This is a genomic window from Pseudomonas sp. GW821-FHT05D12 (genome assembly GCF_059419825.1).
The window spans coordinates 92934-108949 of sequence record NZ_JBWKSN010000015.1 but is presented as its reverse complement, the minus strand read 5'-3'; the positions used below and the strand labels follow the sequence as shown (position 1 = coordinate 108949).

Genomic DNA, 16016 nt, shown 5'->3' with positions numbered 1-16016 from the left:
AGACATCACATGGACGTTCGCCAGTTCGCCTTCCTCGCGCGCCAACCTTCTGCGGCCCTGAAAACCCGCTCCAGCTTCCTCGGGCTACCCAAGCGCGGGTTGGCACTGGTACTGGCCAACGCCATGTTCTGGCAGCCGTTGCTGGCTCAGGCAGATGGCATCGTGGTCAGCGCGCCCGGCACCAGCCTGGGCCAGGCGGCGAATGGCGTACCGATCGTCAATATTGCAGCGCCCAATGGCAGCGGGCTTTCGCACAACCAGTTCAAGGATTACAACGTCGGCCAGCAGGGACTGATCCTAAACAACGCCACCAGCCGCACCCAGTCCACGCAGTTGGGCGGGATCATCCTCGGCAACTCCAACCTCAAGGGCAATGCCGCAAATGTGATCCTCAACGAGGTGAACGGTGGTAGTCCGAGCCAGTTACGCGGGTTTACCGAAGTGGCGGGGCAGTCGGCACATGTGATCGTCGCTAATCCCTATGGCATCACCTGCAATGGTTGCGGCTTTATCAACACACCGCAGGCGACGCTTACTACTGGTAAAGCGGTGATTGAAAACGGCCAGGTCAGTCGGTATCAGGTCGATCAAGGCAGTGTTTCCGTCGACGGCGCTCAACTCAACGCAAACAATATTGACCGCTTCGAGATCATCACCCGCTCGGCCAAGATCAATGCCGAGATCCAGGCCAAGAACCTGACAATCATCGCCGGCGCCAATGACGTCGACGCCAAGACCCTGAAAACAACGGCACGTGCCGCTGACCCAGCGACCACCCCTCAACTGGCCATCGACTCTTCGGCGTTGGGCGGTATGTACGCCGGTGCAATCAAATTGGTGAGCAGCGAAGCCGGTGTCGGGGTAAAACTCGACGGCAAGATGCTCGCCAGTGGCGGCGATATGCAGCTGGATGCCAATGGTCACCTGAGCCTGGCGCAAGCCACGGCGGCTGAAGCGGTTGTAATCAACGCCCAGAGCCTCGATGCCCAAGGTGCGATCTATGGCGGTACTCGAGTCGAAGCAACCACCCAAGGCACACTGACCAACCGCCGTTCCATCGCTGCTCAGGACAGCGTCAAGCTGACCAGCGACGGTCAGCTCGACAACCTCGGCATGGTCGAGGCCGGGGTCACCCCGGAGAACACCCGCAATCAGACCGGTGATGTGAGCCTCACCGCCAAGAACATCAACAACCATGGACAGAGCGTCATCGCCAGCCGCGACCTCAAGGTCACTGCCACTGAAACCCTCGATAACCGTGCCGGTACACTCTCGGCCAACACAGGTCTGACGCTCAATGCTAAGGACACCGACAATCGCGGCGGGACCCTGACCAGTCAGGGAACGGCCAAAACTACCCTTGGAGGTACGCTCGATAACCGCGACAACGGCACCCTGGCCAGCGGTGGTGAGCAAACGCTGAAAGCGACAGCGGTGAAGAACACCAGCGGCATCATCAGCAGCCAGGACACTCTGGGCCTGGACGTGGCCAGCCTAGACAATAGCAGCGGCAAAATCACCGCCAAAGGTGCGCTGACCCTGGACGGCACCACCGTCGAAAACGTTAAGGGTCAGATCACCAGCCAGGGCGACATTCTCGCTACCGCCAAAATCTTCAATCAGCAAGGCGGCAAACTGATCAGCCAAGGCCAGCTCACTCTGACCGCCGACATCATCGACAACAGCCTCGACGGCTACATCGCGTCCGCCAATGCAATGGGCCTCACGGCCCACCAGCAACTGATCAACTCCGGCAAAGGCATCATCAGCACCCAGCAGGGTCTGACCCTCAACGGCGGTGCGGTGGACAACGCCACCGGCAGCCTGCTCAGTCAGAGCGGAATCACCGCGACTCTGAGTGAGGGACTGAACAACCAAGATGGCAGTGTCATCACTCAGACCGGCGAACTCGATATCGATGCCAAGAGTGTCGATAACCGTGGCGGCGTTTTAGCCAGCGTTGCAGGCAAGCTTAAAGCCACCCTGGCAACGGTGCTGGATAACGGCAAGTCGTTAACTGTCGTGGGCGACGCGGGGCTGATCCAGGCCGATTCGCTCGACTTGGGTGCGCAACAATCAGTACTCAATAACGGCGGCCAAGTGTCCGCCTTGAGTGGCGATGCACTGATCACCACTGCCACCCTCGACAACCAAGACGGCGCCCTGCTGGCCAAGCAAAAGCTGACGGTTCGTGCTCACGACCTCAACAACATCCAAGGCCGAGCGGCCTCAGACGCCATCGATTTTGGCCTCACTGGCGAGTTGAGCAACCAATCTGGCCTGGTCGAAGGCAGCAGCGGTTTGCTGATCGACGCCGCGTCCATCAACAACCAGAACGGCAAGCTGCGTTCTCTTGGCCAGCAAGGTACCGCCAGCGTGGCCAGCCAGCAATTGCTGGATAACCAGAGCGGCATGATCGAAGCGGCTAACCATGACGTGTCCCTGCGCATGGCCAGCTTCAATAACGCGGGTGGCAATATCCAGCACGTCGGCACCGGGACCTTTGGCGTCGATCTGGCGAAGTTCAGCAATATCGGCGGAAGCGTTGCCACTGCCGGCACACTGACCGTCGATGCCGCGACCTGGGACAACAGCACTGACGTTAAAGCTGATGTGCTCAATGTCACCGTCGGCCAGTTCAACCAGGCATCCACCGGCAAGCTTGCAGCCAGCCAGAGTTTCACCGGTAAAGCCGACACGTGGATCAATGCCGGGCGTATCACCAGCGGCGGCGCGTTCTCCCTGACGGCTACCAACGTCACAAACACCGGTACCCTGGGTGGTGCCGGCAAGGTTGATGTGAACGCTGACGCTGTACGCAACGACCACGGCCTGATCTTCAGCGGCACTGACATGGCGCTGCGCCTCAAGAACCTGACCAATTACTACGCCGATATCTACAGCTTGGGCGGCCTGAGCGTAATGGCTCGCGACGGCGTGGAGCGCAGTGCGTCGTTGGAAAACATCTCCAGCCATATCGAGGCCACCAACGACGTATTAGTGCGCAGCGACAGCGTGATCAACCGCAAGGATGTGTTCAGCACTGTCGACGAAGCCGTGTCGGGCTACCTCAGCGTAACGTGCTACGACTGCAGTGGTGATCATCACAACGTCGACTACGTTGCGCATGAAGTCTCCAAGAGTGTGGTGGCGACAGATTCGGCCAGCTCTTTGATCCAGAGTGGCGCCAAACTGACCGTCGAAGGATCAAGTGTTCTCAATAAATACAGCACTATGGCCTCGGGCGCGGACCTGCTGATCACCGCTGACAACTTCGCAAACATCGGCGCGACTACCGGCACCAGCACGCGTACACGTACTTGGAACACAGGCCGCATAACTGACGGTACCGATGACCGTTTCCGTGCGAACTGGATCTACCCCTACAACGCACAACCTAACCCCAAGGTGTTGCCAGTTGGCGCACTCAATTCCTTCAGTCTCGTAGGTGATACCACCACCGTGACCCCGGGCGATCCGATCGCCTCGGTGATTCAAGCGGGTGGCAACGTCAGTATCTTGGCTACCCAGCAGTTGGAAAACAGCAGCATCGTACAGTTCGCGCCGCCTACACCTGTTCCGGACAAAGGCGGCGCCACTGCGGTGACCAAACCCGCCGTGGTCGTGCTGAACCCACAACTGCCACCCGACCTGGCACAGCAACAAGTCAATCCAACCACCATGCCGGGCTTCGCTTTGCCGAGCGGTGCGAACGGGTTGTTCCACGTGGTCGATAGCGCCGCCGCAGCCAAAAGCAGTCAGGACCTGAGCCAGGCCTACATCCAGGGCTCGGACGCCAGCCGCGTGCTCGTAGGCCCTAAATACCTGGTCGAAACCAACTCTGCCTTCACCGACCTCAAGCAATTCATGAGCTCGGATTACCTGTTGGGCAAACTCGGCTACGACCCTGAAACCAGTTGGAAACGCCTGGGGGACGGCCTTTATGAACAACGCCTGATCCAACAAGCCGTTACTGCCCGAACCGGCCAACGCTTCATTGCTGGCCAGACCACCGATGAAGGCATGTTCAAGTATTTGATGAACAATGCCATTGCCAGCAAGGATCAACTCAACCTTTCCGTGGGTGTAAGCCTCACCTCCCAACAAGTCGCCGCACTGACCCACGACATCGTCTGGATGGAAGACCAAGTGGTGAATGGTGAACACGTGTTGGTGCCCGTGTTGTACATGGCCCAGGCGAACAACCGCCTGACGGCGGATGGCGCGCTGATTCAAGGCAAGGATATGACGCTGATTGCCGGGGCGGATTTGAAGAGCTCTGGGACCTTGCGCGCCAGTGAAAATCTCTCGGCAGCCGCAGGTAACAATCTAGTGAACACGCGGCTAGCTGAGGCAGGGGAGAAGCTTAAGCTGGTGGCGGGCAAGGACCTGGTGAACATGCAAGGCGGCATCCTCAAGGGCAAGGATGTTGACCTGAGCACGTTGACCGGCGATATCCGCAATGACCGTACCATCACCACGATTGAAAACAGTGGGAAAGGGTTCAGCTCCAAGACTGCGGTTGTGGATAGCGCTGCGAGCATTGAAGCCGGAAACAACCTGACGATGCATGCTGCGCGGGACCTGTTAAACGTGGGCGGGGCCATTACGGCAGGCAAGAGCGCGTCGTTGAGTGCGGGTAACGATGTTGTTATCGCTGCGGCTCGCGAAGAAACCGGGTCGATGCGCCAGGACAAGCGGCATTTCTGGGAACAAAGCCAGACGGTGCAGCACGCTAGTGAGATCAAGGTCGGTGAAGATCTTGATGTTAATGCAACGAATGAACTGACGATGGTTGCCAGTCATGTTAAAGCAGGCGGCGACGTCAACTTATCAGGCACCGACGTGAACCTCCTCGCGGCTGCCAACGAGGAGTCGAGCGAGTATCGCTACAAACGTAGCGGCAAGAAAATCAATCAGGAAGAAGACCATGCTCGGCAGCAGGGCACAACGATTGAGGCCGGCGGTGATGTAAAGGTCGCTGCACTACATGATGTGACGATGGTCTCCAGCAAGATCGACGCCGGAAATGAGGCCTATCTGGCTGCCGGGAATAAGCTGAATTTGTTGGCAGAGCTCAACCGCGACTACTCCCTCTATGACATGACCAAAAAAGGCAGTTGGGGGAGCAATGCGGCGAAACGAGATGAGGTGACGCAGCGCACTCACGTCGGAAGCGAAATAAAGACGGGCGGCGATCTCACACTCAAAAGCGGTGGCGATCAGCGTTATCAAGTGGCAAGCCTGAACAGCGGTAAGGACCTGACGCTGGATAGCGGTGGCCGTATCGTGTTCGAAGGTGTGAAGGACTATCACGACGAGAGCCATACCAAGAGCAAGGGCGACTTGGCTTGGTACAAGATGAAGGGCGAAGGAAAGACAGACGAGACCCTGCGGCAAAGTGCATTGATTGCTCAGGGTAAATTGGTGATCAAGGCTGTTGAAGGCGTTCGAATCGACATCAAACAAGTCGATCAGCAGAGTGTAAGTCAAACCATTGATGCGATGGTTCAAGCCGATCCGAATCTCGCCTGGATGAAGCAAGCAGAAGCACGTGGCGACATCGATTGGCGCCAGGTCAAGGAAATTCACGATAGCTTCAAGTACGAGTCTTCTGGGTTGGGGGCAGGGGCGAAGATTGCGATCGCAATCTTGATGTCGTTCATCATGGGCCCAGCAGGTTTCGGGTTGCAGGGCGCCAATTTGGCCGTAGCGACAAGCCTGGGGACTACTGCTGCCACGAGCACCATCAATAACAAGGGCAATCTTGGGTTGGCGGTGAAAGAAACGTTCAGTGCGGGCAGCTTGAAAAACGCTGCAGTTGCGGGCGTGACGGCGAGTCTCATCAACTACGCAGACACCAAGTGGTTTTCCGACGCGAGCGGAGCGACTAATGGCGGCTCAACAGTTGCCTCCAGCGGGCCGATACAGAATCCTGGCTATGCCTCAAGCATGCTCAAACCGGAAAACTGGGCCAATACTCTCCTGAGAAGTGGCACTCATGCACTCATCAACGGCAGTGTTTCTACGGTCATTACCGGCGGAAGCTTAGGTTCTAATCTGGGAGAGGCGTTCATTGGTGAAGGCATTGAGCTAGGCGCCGCAATTGGGAACAAGAAGATTGGTGACTTGGCGGCGAATCTGGATGTTACCCCCAAGATAGCTGAAAAGCTGGTTTTGCATGCGGCATTGGGTGGGTTGATCGCCAAGGCTCGCGGAGAGAGTTTTGCCAGTGGAGCAATTGCTGGTGGTGTGGCTCAAGGGCTGACGCCTATTGCGAATGGCCTGTTGGCGGAGTATGTCAGCTCACGCTTTGAGGCGGCCGACCTGAGTGCCGCAGGGAGCCAGTTGAAGATCGGAACTGCGCAGATCATTGGTTTGATTGCTGCGGGAGCCGCGGGTGGGAACCCGGCGACAGGTAGCCTGATTGGCGGAACGGCGGAAAAGTACAACGATCAGGGGTTTCACCTTGACCCTACCGATCAGTTTAATGACGATGGCTTGCCACCGCAGAATACGCCGTCTGACGTCGATAAGCTCAAAGCGGAAATATCGTTATTCATCCTGATGGGGCTTGTCCCTGAATTGCTGGGCGGGGCTGCCGAGGGGTTCATAGCTAGAATCACTGGGATGTTCAGTAAGTCTCCAAGTGAAGCATTAGCTGGAGCGGGGACCAGGGCCGGTGCGGGTGGCGCGTCAGAGATTGGTGCGAATGTTGGAGGTGCAGTCGCCGAGGATGTAGGAGCTGCGGCAGAGGAGATAGTAGCCGGTACAAAAGATAGTGCGTTCGCTGGGAAAAACATTGATGATTTGTCGAACGCAGGAAAACTACTTGATCCGGCCGATAAATCAGGACAACTTTCATTAGCTGGTCGAGCACTCCAAAAACACGGTAGTCGTGAAGGCAGTGCGTTTCCTAGCGTTAAAGGAAGCCCTTCTGAAATCAACGCCCAAGGTCAAAAAATAGCTGACGAGATCTTGAGCAATCCGGCGACCACCGTAACCTATAAAGACACCGGTAGATTTGGGAAGGTCATGGATGTGATTGCCCCCGATGGCCGCGGGCTTCGCTACGATTCGAATGGAAAATTTATTGGTTTATTGGAGCCGCCGAAGCTATGAATATTTTATCTACTGTGATTACAAGCCCCCCAGATCGGGAGAATTGTGTATTCGAGATTTGGGCGGGGGCGAGTCAGTTGGCTGAGGTATCACATGAGCCAGGAAGACCAATTGAAATAGAAATATATCCCCCTGTTGAGGGAGGTAAATGGAATTTCAATCTTGATGACCTTATGACGGCTTTGCATCAGGCGACTAAGAATTTAGCTTCTCACGAATAAGTTGGCGCAAAAGCGACAGGCGAAGCTTCAGGATCGGCAAAAAACTTCTCAATTGCCGATCGTGTCTTTGGTCAGCTCAATGATCCTCGAATGGGGCGACTTGCAGGAAAGCTTGATGCCGATGTCTTACAGAAGCTTGCTAATAATCCCAGCGCTACTCGCTTCATGGACGCAAGGACAGGGCTTATCAATGTAATTCAAGAAGTTGAAGGGAAGCTGATTCGAATTACCGTGCCAAGAGACGAGATGAAGATTATTTCTGTTGGCCCAATTAGACCTAACCAAGTTAAAAAATTGTTAGGAAAGGGCGATTTTGTCCCGCTACCTTGAATTTTCGGAGGGCTTGTGGCTTCAATTCATATTGAGGAAATTAAAAAAATCCTGTTTGCGCAAGGCAATAAAGATTCCTTGCCAAATCAAGATAATGGGGAGGGCTACTTTGTAGAGATTAGATTTGACAGCTCTACTCGCAAGGCATCTGGGATTCTTGATGAAGAGTATAAGGATAAAGTAATAACTCTGGACTGCCCTTACGGCACAGTAGTTATTTTGTGCGATGAAGAAGGGCAGTTAAAATCAATTGAGTTAAGTTAGCTGCACTAAATTGACATTCCCAGCACCGGCCTTGCGCCGGTGTTTTGCACCCTATTTGCACCCTTTTTTCCGCCTTCCTGCACTTATCCTGTAGCCTTCTTGTACTCAAGTTGTAACCTTTCGAGCACGTTCAAAGACATTACCAGCAAAGACGCAATGAAAGGCTACGTTGTTTCGGGCTTTATGGGAGGTATCGGCGGCTCTCTTGGCTACAACCCGACTACCTTAGGGTTTGACTGGAACAGCGTGGGTCAGGTGGTCCTAAAGACCGGCGCCGAAACAGTCGTCCAGACGGCCGTTAACGGCGGTAGCCTGGGCGATAACTTTGCAAATAATCTGCTGGGCTCAGTGATCAATATTGCTGGGGCGGTGGCCGCCAATCAGATAGGTAACACCAACCTGGTCGACGGCAGCCCTACCAAGATCGCTGCACATGCGCTGCTGGGTGGGTTGAAGTCGATGGCCATGGGCGGCGACTTCCAGACCGGTGCGTTGGCTGGCGGTGCCAATGAAGCGTTGGTGCAATACCTCGCGAAGCTGGCACTGCCAGACAACTACAACCCGAATCTGCCGGGTAATCAGCAGGCGCAAGTCAACCTGTTGGCGATGTCGCAGCTAATGGGCGTATTGGCTGCCGTGGTGACAGGAGGCGATCCGGAAATTGCGGCGAACATCGCCGCAAACGCCACGCAGTACAACTACCTGAGCCATTCGGATTTGGAGCGGGCGTCCAAGGAGCTTTTAGGCTGCGGTAACGACACAAAATGTGCAGAAGATGGTTATACGAAATACCGCGACCTGAGCGCGAAGCAGACGGCTGAGGCCTTTGTCGCCTGTGCGGATGACATAAACGCCTGTGCACGCATCTCGAAACTGGTCAACGACGCGGAGATGGACTCGGCCAGATTCAAGGACATGGCCGCCAGTGCACCTCCTGCCGTTGCGAACATGCTTAATAGGCTGATTGCCGAAAATTATGGCTTTCAGAATGACTTGGCAGGCGTTACATCGGGTACAGTTACCGAGCTTTTGGCCTCCAAGTTTGGTATGTCTCCTGAGCGTGCTGCAGCGCTTGTCGTTGCAGTCAGATTGGGCGTTGCGGCGTTCAATGCGGCAAAAGGTGGTGGTGGTACTACAGTTGACAGGAGTGGGCCAACTGTTGCACCTCCCTCAAAACCTGGTTCCCCTGCGTCGCAAGCCGATGGTGACTTTGGCTACTTAAATCAACCTGGACCAAGTAAACCACCGGCCTTTTTTGATGCTCAAGCTTCAGCTAAGGGTTTTATTAATAATGGTAGGATTAACGCCGCAGACTTACAGAAATTGGTTCCGCCTGGCACGCCAGATCTATTCAAACCTTCAGCTACTATCACCGACGGTAGCAAGTTCCAGTACACATTGAATGGCCAGCGGGTCGAGATAAAGTGGCATGCTCCGGATGCGAACGCTGCCATAAATCATGTAGGTTCGAACTCGGGAGCTGGATGGACCGCGCAAATAAAAATAGGAAATAAATTGCTGGGTCAAGACGGCGTGCTGTACCGGAGGCCTTCGAATACAACGCATATACCTGTGGATTTCTAAGCATGAAAAATTTTGAATATTATGCGTCGCTGCCAGATTTCATGACCAAGGAGGGACTTGAAATGGCGTTTGCAGAGTTGTTGAATGAGTTCGAACCTGAAAAAAACGGCAGCGCGGAGCTTATAAAGTCATTGGTGCAATTGAGTGAACGACAGTGGCATACCTACAGTTTGTTAGACGATAGTCTCAGAGAGCGAATTGAACATTGCTTGTTGTCTTTATGGAATGGTCATGATTTGGAGCAGGCTGAAGAGGTTATTAGCATAATGGCGAGCTTAGGGCTTGAAGCGATCAATACTTTCCTGGCCTCTCGCTCGCCTAAAGACGTGTCACCGGAGGTGTTTAACGAGATATCACTCGCGTTATCCGAGTTTGGTGGCTCTGTATCAGACCCGTATATTGGTATGCGCTAATTAGCGGCGACATAGTTGCGAATAATTGCCTGCCTTCCTAAGGATAATCAATGTTGAAACTCCTGATACCCGTTATTGTTCTTTCATTTCTGACGGGCTGTACAAACCACTTAGCTATCAATCAAGAGGCCGTCAGCTCGTCCACTACGCCTATTGCACATTCATTCGAGCAAGCCATCCAGTTGGCTAGTGCAACGCCGTTGCCGGTTGATCGTGGTCTATTTCCAAAACGCTGGGAGATCGGCGCAACTGACCCTCGACTCGAGGTTGGTCAGGCGCCCGGTAACTACCGGGTGTTCGACTTTACTCTGCGCAAAGGCCAAACCTACGTCATCAACGTCATTTCGATGTGCAATAACATGTGTTTCGGATTTTCGAAAACAATACTGAAACCGCGCGTAACGGTAGTCAATGCGCAGGGTAATCTCGTTGCAGACCACCTCGCCGGGCATAATCCGTTGGTGATCGAATGGTCCGGCGTTGCTTCAGCCGACGGCACATATTTTCTGATTGTTGCTGCGGATAATCAGGCGCCAGGCGCGACGGTATTGACCGTGAACGCCCCCGTACCTGGATATACCGGAATGGCAGTCCCGGTGGGTATGGCGAGCGCCCCGTTCGGCAAGGTCATAGCCTATGTGGAGTTTCCTGATGGCTGAGGTTTTTTAAAGTAAAAGCATCTGTGATGGTCCTTTGCCAATACCCGCTTAAGCTAGAGAACTCTACGATGCTGGGAGGGGCGGCACATCACGGCCTAGGTGGTCGGTATGTGAGGGTAGACGATAGCCTACGAATTAGGAAAATAAGTTCAGATCCACACCGCTTGCGGGACGCGGAAATTCGTCGACTTGGGACGAGCAAGCTGTAAGATCAAAGTCGGCCGCCGATATCGGCGTTTTTCAAGGTAGTTGTCGCGTCCACCGTCGTACTACGGGACCTTTATTACCACGCTCAGCTCCCTTCCAGGGTTCAGATACACCGTCCCGATAGGGTTCCAGTTGCGGGTCTCACCTGACCATCGCTCCGGTTTTTTCTTTCTGGCTTGCACGTATAGCGCATCTCGGCGAGCCAAGATTTCCCGGTCTTTCCCTTCGTGACGTTGAGCGGGTGTAATGAGGCTGCTGCTCCGGACGCTGCAAATACCTATAGTTCAGAAAGTCTTGACCGGATGAATAGAGGGCTCGCGCCTCAGCGATATAATACGGATTTTACGAGGAGGCTAAGGGTGACGGTAAGTAAGTTAATTTCCTCGACGATAATGGGGGCGGGTATTTTGGTCGTCATGTTGTCCGTAGGATGCATGTTGGCATTGTTTCCAGTCCTGTTTATTTCCGCAGCGTTTGATGTGGAATTTGATGTGTTATTTGTATGGTTGGGAATGCCATTCTCGATTTTATTTGCGGTGAGTTGGTTTTATAGGTATGCGGACTTCGCAAAATTAATCATCTTTAGGCGTTAGTGAGGTGTGCTTATGAGCAAGGCCCGAAACGCGACGAGCTGCTGTTGGCTCATGCTCATGGCTGTGAAGCGCTTGGCCGAGTGTAGTGACCGGTCAACTCGGGCGAGATACGAGGTTGAGCGCGAGATGGCGTCAGGTACTCGTGATGCCTTGGCGCATCAGGTCGATGTCAGCCGAAAAGCGAGGATAGTCGAATGTGCGGCCCCGCGTATCCCAATGATTCAATGACTAACAGTGAGGCTGTGGTTGATGACCAGTTGACTGTCGCCACAGCCCGTACCGAAATTGAGGGACGTTGTCTTCGGACAACAGCCCTGGTCTACAGGGTTTCGGCGGCAGTAGGGGGGGCGATTTTCGCACCCGCAGGCTGATGCGAAAAAATTATGATCCCCTCGGGAATTTATACCAATAGTTTTGGTAGCGATCAGGTTCTGCGCTCTTACAGCGCTTATATGTTAACTGCTTCGTAAGCGTCTGGAGAATACACCTGTCCCAAAACCCCGTCTTGGTGTGTTCACTGGCGATGGAAAGGTACAATCTATCTCTTATATTTCGCTGAGACGGATTTCATGCATTTATACATCGTGCGGCATGGTGAAACCTGGGCTAATGCCGAACATCGATACCTTGGATCTCTTGATCCAGAACTTACCGCGCTGGGCCGCCAGCAAGCTCAAACGCTTTGCGAGCAATTGCCCGCAAGCCTTGATGTACTTGTCGTTTCTCCACGCCTCAGGGCGGTACAAACCGCGAGTATTCTGAACGAACACCTCAAGCTCTCGCCTGAAATAATGGACTGCTTCAGAGAGCGGGATGTCGGCGTTTTCGAGGGTTTGACCCAAGGCGATGCCAAGAAGCGCTATCCGCAACTCTGGTCGCAGAACATCACTCGACTTTGGGATGCTGGGCCGACCGGTGGTGAGTCGATCTCTGACGTTGTGAAACGAGTGCGAGACGGTTTAGCTGAGCTGGAATCTAAATATTCCTCCAAAACTGTTTTGCTTGTAGCACACGGCTTCGTTGCAAAAGTAGTCAGAGCACTGGCCATAGGAGACTTTTCAGACTTCTACGAATGGCAGCTTTCAAACGGTAACATGCTGTTTTTGCAAAGCTTCAATATGCCTACACAAGATCTTGAAACTCTGAGGCGCTCTCTACCCATAGCGTGATGTGGGCTGCTGCCATTTTGCGGCAGATTCCCGCTGCGGTGAGTTTTCGTCGCGCTGCAACAGAGGGCGTAAGCGTCCTTTCAATGGTGATCTACGAGAGTGGCTGGGCAAACAACGTTCGCGCCTCTCCAGCAAGAGTAATTGAGATCAGCAAAGGGGTAATGATGTGTGGGGCTTTCATTGGCTGCATCAGCAGGCAGTGCATGCTGGTGTGTTCATTTAGGAAAGGTACACGGTATCAAACCGCACAGGTATGCGCACCAGACAAACGGGTATGGAAAGACTCGGGTTTATTGATTTTTATTCATTTTGAGAGGCGCGCTGACTTAGTTAGAAGACAAACCTCAAGCTAAAGGCAATGTGGTCGATATCGAGACGTTCGTAAACCTAACGTGTTGATTTGGAAGGGAGACCAAGCTGTTGAGTGAATCATTTAGATATTTCCATATTGGTGCAACTGTCCTAGGCGGTATAGGCGCAGCTGTTATGTTGATCGCCATACGTGACCCAAAGACTCCCAAATGGATGGATGTGGCGGCGTCAATTCTTCTGCTTCTGTGGGCGGCGCTTTTTTTGGGGATGGTTCAGAGTATTTTGGGGCTCTTGCCGGACTCTTCTATAGAGGACAAGGATCTCAGAGACCAGTATCAGGTCGCGCTGTATTTGATCCCGTTTTTTAGCGCTGGGCTCGCGACCAATCTGTTGTCAAACGTCATTCTTAGCCAGCGGGATTACAACGGTACGATGTCATTTTTCGAGGCCGCACAAAAGACGCTTTGGGCGATCTGGATGTGCTTTCTTGTCAGCACATTGGTTGGGCTAGTCCTGTATGTCTTCTACAAGAAGGTCAGGAGTAAGGAAGGGTTCTCGACCCTAAGCTAGCGAATCTCTTCGAGAAATCTTCCCGCGCAGGACCTTCGCACTATTATGAGTTTGCGAAGGTCTTACTGTGCTGACCCACTGAGAGACCTCGTCGACTCGAAAGGTCGATATTCGTGCTGTCAGAATATTTAACGATTTGGGCCGCGATTAGTGGAGCTGAGACAGGAGATACATCCACTTATTTGGCCTCACTTTTGTAAGGCAAGTAGATTCACCACCACCCTCGCCAGGTGGTCGAAATCAAGGCGCTGAATCCTCCGTCGAAGGGCCGCTGAAAAAATTTTCAGGGCGCCGCTTGAAATTTTTCCCCCTGAACCTATTTAGGTTTTACGCGATGCCGAAGACGGGTCGCGGCTCAAATCACTTGGAGAAAACTCAGGAGATTTTGCAATGGCTACTACGCTTTCGTTGGCCCCACTGTTCCGCCACTCCGTTGGCTTTGATCGTTTCAACGACCTTTTTGAATCGGCGCTTCGCAGCGAGGCCGGTACGACCTACCCACCGCACAATGTCGAGAAGCACGGTGATGATCACTATCGCATTGTCATCGCGGCTGCCGGCCTGGTGGAGGACGACCTGGACATCCAGGTGGAAAAAGGTGTGTTGACCGTCGCCGGCGGCAAGCGCGAACACAATGAGGGCATCACTTACCTGCACCAGGGTATTGCCCAGCGGGCATTCCGTTTGTCGTTCCGCCTGGTCGACCACATCGAAGTGCAGGGCGCGCAGCTCGCCAATGGCCTGCTGAGCATCGACCTGCTCAGGGTGGTGCCGGAGGAAGCCAAGCCGAAACGCATCGCGATTGGCGGTGCTGCCAAGGCCGATGTGAAATCCATCGGCGAGCAGTAAGGTGAAATGAATAAAGGCGCTCCTTGGAGCGCCTTTATTCTGCCTGGCGATTGACCGTCTTAGCGGCAAATCGGCCGACCTCAACGCATGCCGAATTTTTCCAGCGTCGGCGCCAGCCCCAGCAGATCCACGGTGCTTTTGCCGGCTTCCAGCCCCGCACGGATGCCATCTTCCTTGTCCTCGCGATTGCGGCTCAGGCGAATCACTTCCTCGACCCGAGACTGCTCCACCACCACCAGGCCGTCGCGGTCGCCGACAATAATGTCGCCTGGGTTGATGTGCACGCCGCCGATCACGATAGGTACGTTGACCTTGCCCGGTTGGCACTTGTTGGTGCCCTTGATGCTCAGGCCGCGCGAGAAGGTCGGGAAGCCCATCTCGATGATGGCGTTGGCGTCACGCACGGCGCCGTTCATCACCAGGCCGACGATCCCGAGTTTCTGCGAGGCCAGGGTCAACAGGTCGCCCCAGGGCCCGGCTTCCATGAAGCCCTTCGCGTCCACCACCAGCACGTCGCCGGGCTTGGCCTTGGTCAGGGCGTAGTGGATGGCCAGGTTGTCGTCGGGGCGGCAATCCACCGTCAGGGCCGGGCCGGCCAGGCGCAGGCTCGGGTCGACCGGGCGCAGTCCGCTGTCCAGCGCGCCTGTCTGGCCCTGGGCTTCGTGGATGGTGGCGGTGCCCAATTGCTTGAGGGTGTCGAGTTGGTCTTGGGTGATAGGCATGATGCTTTCCGTTTTTATTGAAGGTCGGTTTTTCAGGCGGCAGGGGTGTGGCGGCCCAGCCAGTCGAGTGCCTGGTCGAGGCTGGGTTTTTCTTCGCTGATCGGCTCAACCGCCAGGCCCTGGCTGCTGTGGCTGAAGCGCTGGCGCACGCCACCGAGCACGCTGCTGGCGATGCCCAGCGAGGCGAGCTGGCGCTCGGCGTCTTCGACTTCGTGCAGGCGCCGCGTGGCATGCACCACATGGGTCGACACGAGCATTTCGAGGAAGGCGGGCAGGGGCGCCTGGTCGATATCGGCCAGCACTTCGTACAGCGCCCCCCGCAATTGCTGGCGCTCGGCGGCCAGCAGCACTTCCACGGCCAGCGCCTCCATGCCTTTGGTGAACACGCTGCGCAGGATCTTCAGGGTGATCGCATCCCCCGGCTGGCTGGCCGGCAGGGCGCGTGCACGGGCACCGGCCGCGTTCAACAATTCGACCAGCGCATCGGCCTTGGCGCCGGCACACAGCAGCGGGGTCTGTTCGCGCAGGTAGGCAATGGCGCCCATGATCGCCACGTCGACGTAATCGATCTGTTGCTGTGCGGCTTCCTCTGCAGCGATCCGTTTGCGTTCGGGCGCGGCGGTGGTGAGGTCGGCAAACAGGGCGCCGGGCTTGAGGTGCGCCAGGCATTCGCGGGTCACCTCCAGCGACTGGGTACCCACCACGCAGGACAGCACGCAGTCCGAGTCGGCCAGCCATGCGCCGATGGATGAGTGGATCGGCACGCCGATGTTATCCGCCAGTGTCTGCGCTGCCGGGGCAATGCGTTGCTCACACAGCAGCAATTGCGCCGTGGTGGTATTGGCCAGGGCCTGGGCATAGCAACGGCCCACTTCGCCGAGCCCTACGATTGTTATTTTCATGTCGCCTCCGGATTCAGGTGGCAATACAATTAAAATACAATCTGGCCGATTGCAAACGATTTTTGTACAAAGTGCCAGAAGGGTGCCCAGGCGCAGGTG

At 55.0% G+C, this 16016-nt stretch carries 11 protein-coding genes and 2 pseudogenes; 9 read left to right on the top strand and 4 right to left on the bottom strand.

The genetic code is table 11. The features are described 5' to 3' along the window. The first annotated feature begins 9 nt into the window (after positions 1-9). The 6 genes from AC07SI_RS25480 to AC07SI_RS25455 all read left to right on the top strand — a co-directional run bounded on the left by AC07SI_RS25480 (position 10) and on the right by AC07SI_RS25455 (position 10593). Complete coding sequence (locus tag AC07SI_RS25480; protein ID WP_495006738.1) at positions 10-7122, top strand: two-partner secretion domain-containing protein; 7113 nt, start codon at positions 10-12, stop codon at positions 7120-7122. A gap of 311 nt (positions 7123-7433) precedes the next feature. Continuing rightward, positions 7434-7673 carry a hypothetical protein gene (locus AC07SI_RS25475; protein WP_495006737.1) on the top strand — a complete coding sequence of 80 codons (240 nt, stop codon included), beginning with the start codon at positions 7434-7436 and terminating at the stop codon, positions 7671-7673. Between the two features lie 15 nt (positions 7674-7688). Beyond that, a complete protein-coding gene (locus AC07SI_RS25470; RefSeq protein ID WP_262134037.1) occupies positions 7689-7937 on the top strand; it encodes a hypothetical protein in 249 nt (82 codons plus the stop codon). Positions 7938-7976: 39 nt separating this feature from the next. Continuing rightward, the gene (locus AC07SI_RS25465) at positions 7977-9521 is read left to right on the top strand and encodes a DUF637 domain-containing protein (RefSeq protein ID WP_495006736.1); all 1545 of its coding nucleotides are present in this window, start codon (positions 7977-7979) and stop codon (positions 9519-9521) included. 2 nt (positions 9522-9523) lie between these two features. Next, positions 9524-9934 (top strand): hypothetical protein, encoded by a 411-nt coding sequence (locus AC07SI_RS25460; protein WP_034107512.1) that lies wholly within the window; start codon positions 9524-9526, stop codon positions 9932-9934. A gap of 50 nt (positions 9935-9984) precedes the next feature. After that, positions 9985-10593, top strand: a complete 609-nt coding sequence (locus AC07SI_RS25455; RefSeq protein ID WP_495006735.1) for a hypothetical protein — start codon at positions 9985-9987, stop codon at positions 10591-10593. A gap of 269 nt (positions 10594-10862) precedes the next feature. Here the strand turns inward: AC07SI_RS25455 and AC07SI_RS25450 are convergent. Both AC07SI_RS25450 and AC07SI_RS25445 read right to left on the bottom strand, forming a co-directional pair. Next, positions 10863-11048, bottom strand: a pseudogene (locus AC07SI_RS25450) (IS3-like element ISAzo10 family transposase); the annotation flags it as partial. 400 nt (positions 11049-11448) lie between these two features. Then, positions 11449-11532, bottom strand: a pseudogene (locus AC07SI_RS25445) (RAQPRD family integrative conjugative element protein); the annotation flags it as partial. Between the two features lie 430 nt (positions 11533-11962). On the opposite strand from AC07SI_RS25445, the gene AC07SI_RS25440 reads away from it, so the two are divergent. From AC07SI_RS25440 to AC07SI_RS25430, 3 genes are all read left to right on the top strand, one after another. Beyond that, complete coding sequence (locus tag AC07SI_RS25440) at positions 11963-12562, top strand: histidine phosphatase family protein (RefSeq protein WP_201145584.1); 600 nt, start codon at positions 11963-11965, stop codon at positions 12560-12562. A 420-nt stretch (positions 12563-12982) separates the two neighbouring features. Beyond that, complete coding sequence (locus AC07SI_RS25435) at positions 12983-13444, top strand: hypothetical protein (protein WP_162946119.1); 462 nt, start codon at positions 12983-12985, stop codon at positions 13442-13444. Between the two features lie 390 nt (positions 13445-13834). Beyond that, positions 13835-14293, top strand: coding sequence for an Hsp20 family protein (locus AC07SI_RS25430; protein ID WP_065904350.1), 459 nt, complete (start codon positions 13835-13837; stop codon positions 14291-14293). A gap of 80 nt (positions 14294-14373) precedes the next feature. Here the strand turns inward: AC07SI_RS25430 and AC07SI_RS25425 are convergent, their stop codons facing one another. Both AC07SI_RS25425 and AC07SI_RS25420 read right to left on the bottom strand, forming a co-directional pair. After that, complete coding sequence (locus tag AC07SI_RS25425; protein ID WP_226939943.1) at positions 14374-15033, bottom strand: 4-carboxy-4-hydroxy-2-oxoadipate aldolase/oxaloacetate decarboxylase; 660 nt, start codon at positions 15031-15033, stop codon at positions 14374-14376. A gap of 14 nt (positions 15034-15047) precedes the next feature. Beyond that, on the bottom strand, positions 15048-15917 hold the full coding sequence (locus tag AC07SI_RS25420) for an NAD(P)-dependent oxidoreductase (RefSeq protein ID WP_201145582.1): 870 nt from the start codon (positions 15915-15917) through the stop codon (positions 15048-15050). Positions 15918-16016: the final 99 nt, after the last annotated feature.

What these genes read in the sequence shown, in the direction of transcription:
- AC07SI_RS25440 (WP_201145584.1), top strand. Translation starts at nt 11,963, where the DNA reads ATGCATTTATACATCGTGCGGCATGGTGAAACCTGGGCTAATGCCGAA.
- AC07SI_RS25480 (WP_495006738.1), top strand. Translation starts at nt 10, where the DNA reads ATGGACGTTCGCCAGTTCGCCTTCCTCGCGCGCCAACCTTCTGCGGCC.
- AC07SI_RS25455 (WP_495006735.1), top strand. Translation starts at nt 9,985, where the DNA reads ATGTTGAAACTCCTGATACCCGTTATTGTTCTTTCATTTCTGACGGGC.
- AC07SI_RS25420 (WP_201145582.1), bottom strand. Translation starts at nt 15,917, where the DNA reads ATGAAAATAACAATCGTAGGGCTCGGCGAAGTGGGCCGTTGCTATGCC.
- AC07SI_RS25460 (WP_034107512.1), top strand. Translation starts at nt 9,524, where the DNA reads ATGAAAAATTTTGAATATTATGCGTCGCTGCCAGATTTCATGACCAAG.
- AC07SI_RS25430 (WP_065904350.1), top strand. Translation starts at nt 13,835, where the DNA reads ATGGCTACTACGCTTTCGTTGGCCCCACTGTTCCGCCACTCCGTTGGC.
- AC07SI_RS25475 (WP_495006737.1), top strand. Translation starts at nt 7,434, where the DNA reads ATGGGGCGACTTGCAGGAAAGCTTGATGCCGATGTCTTACAGAAGCTT.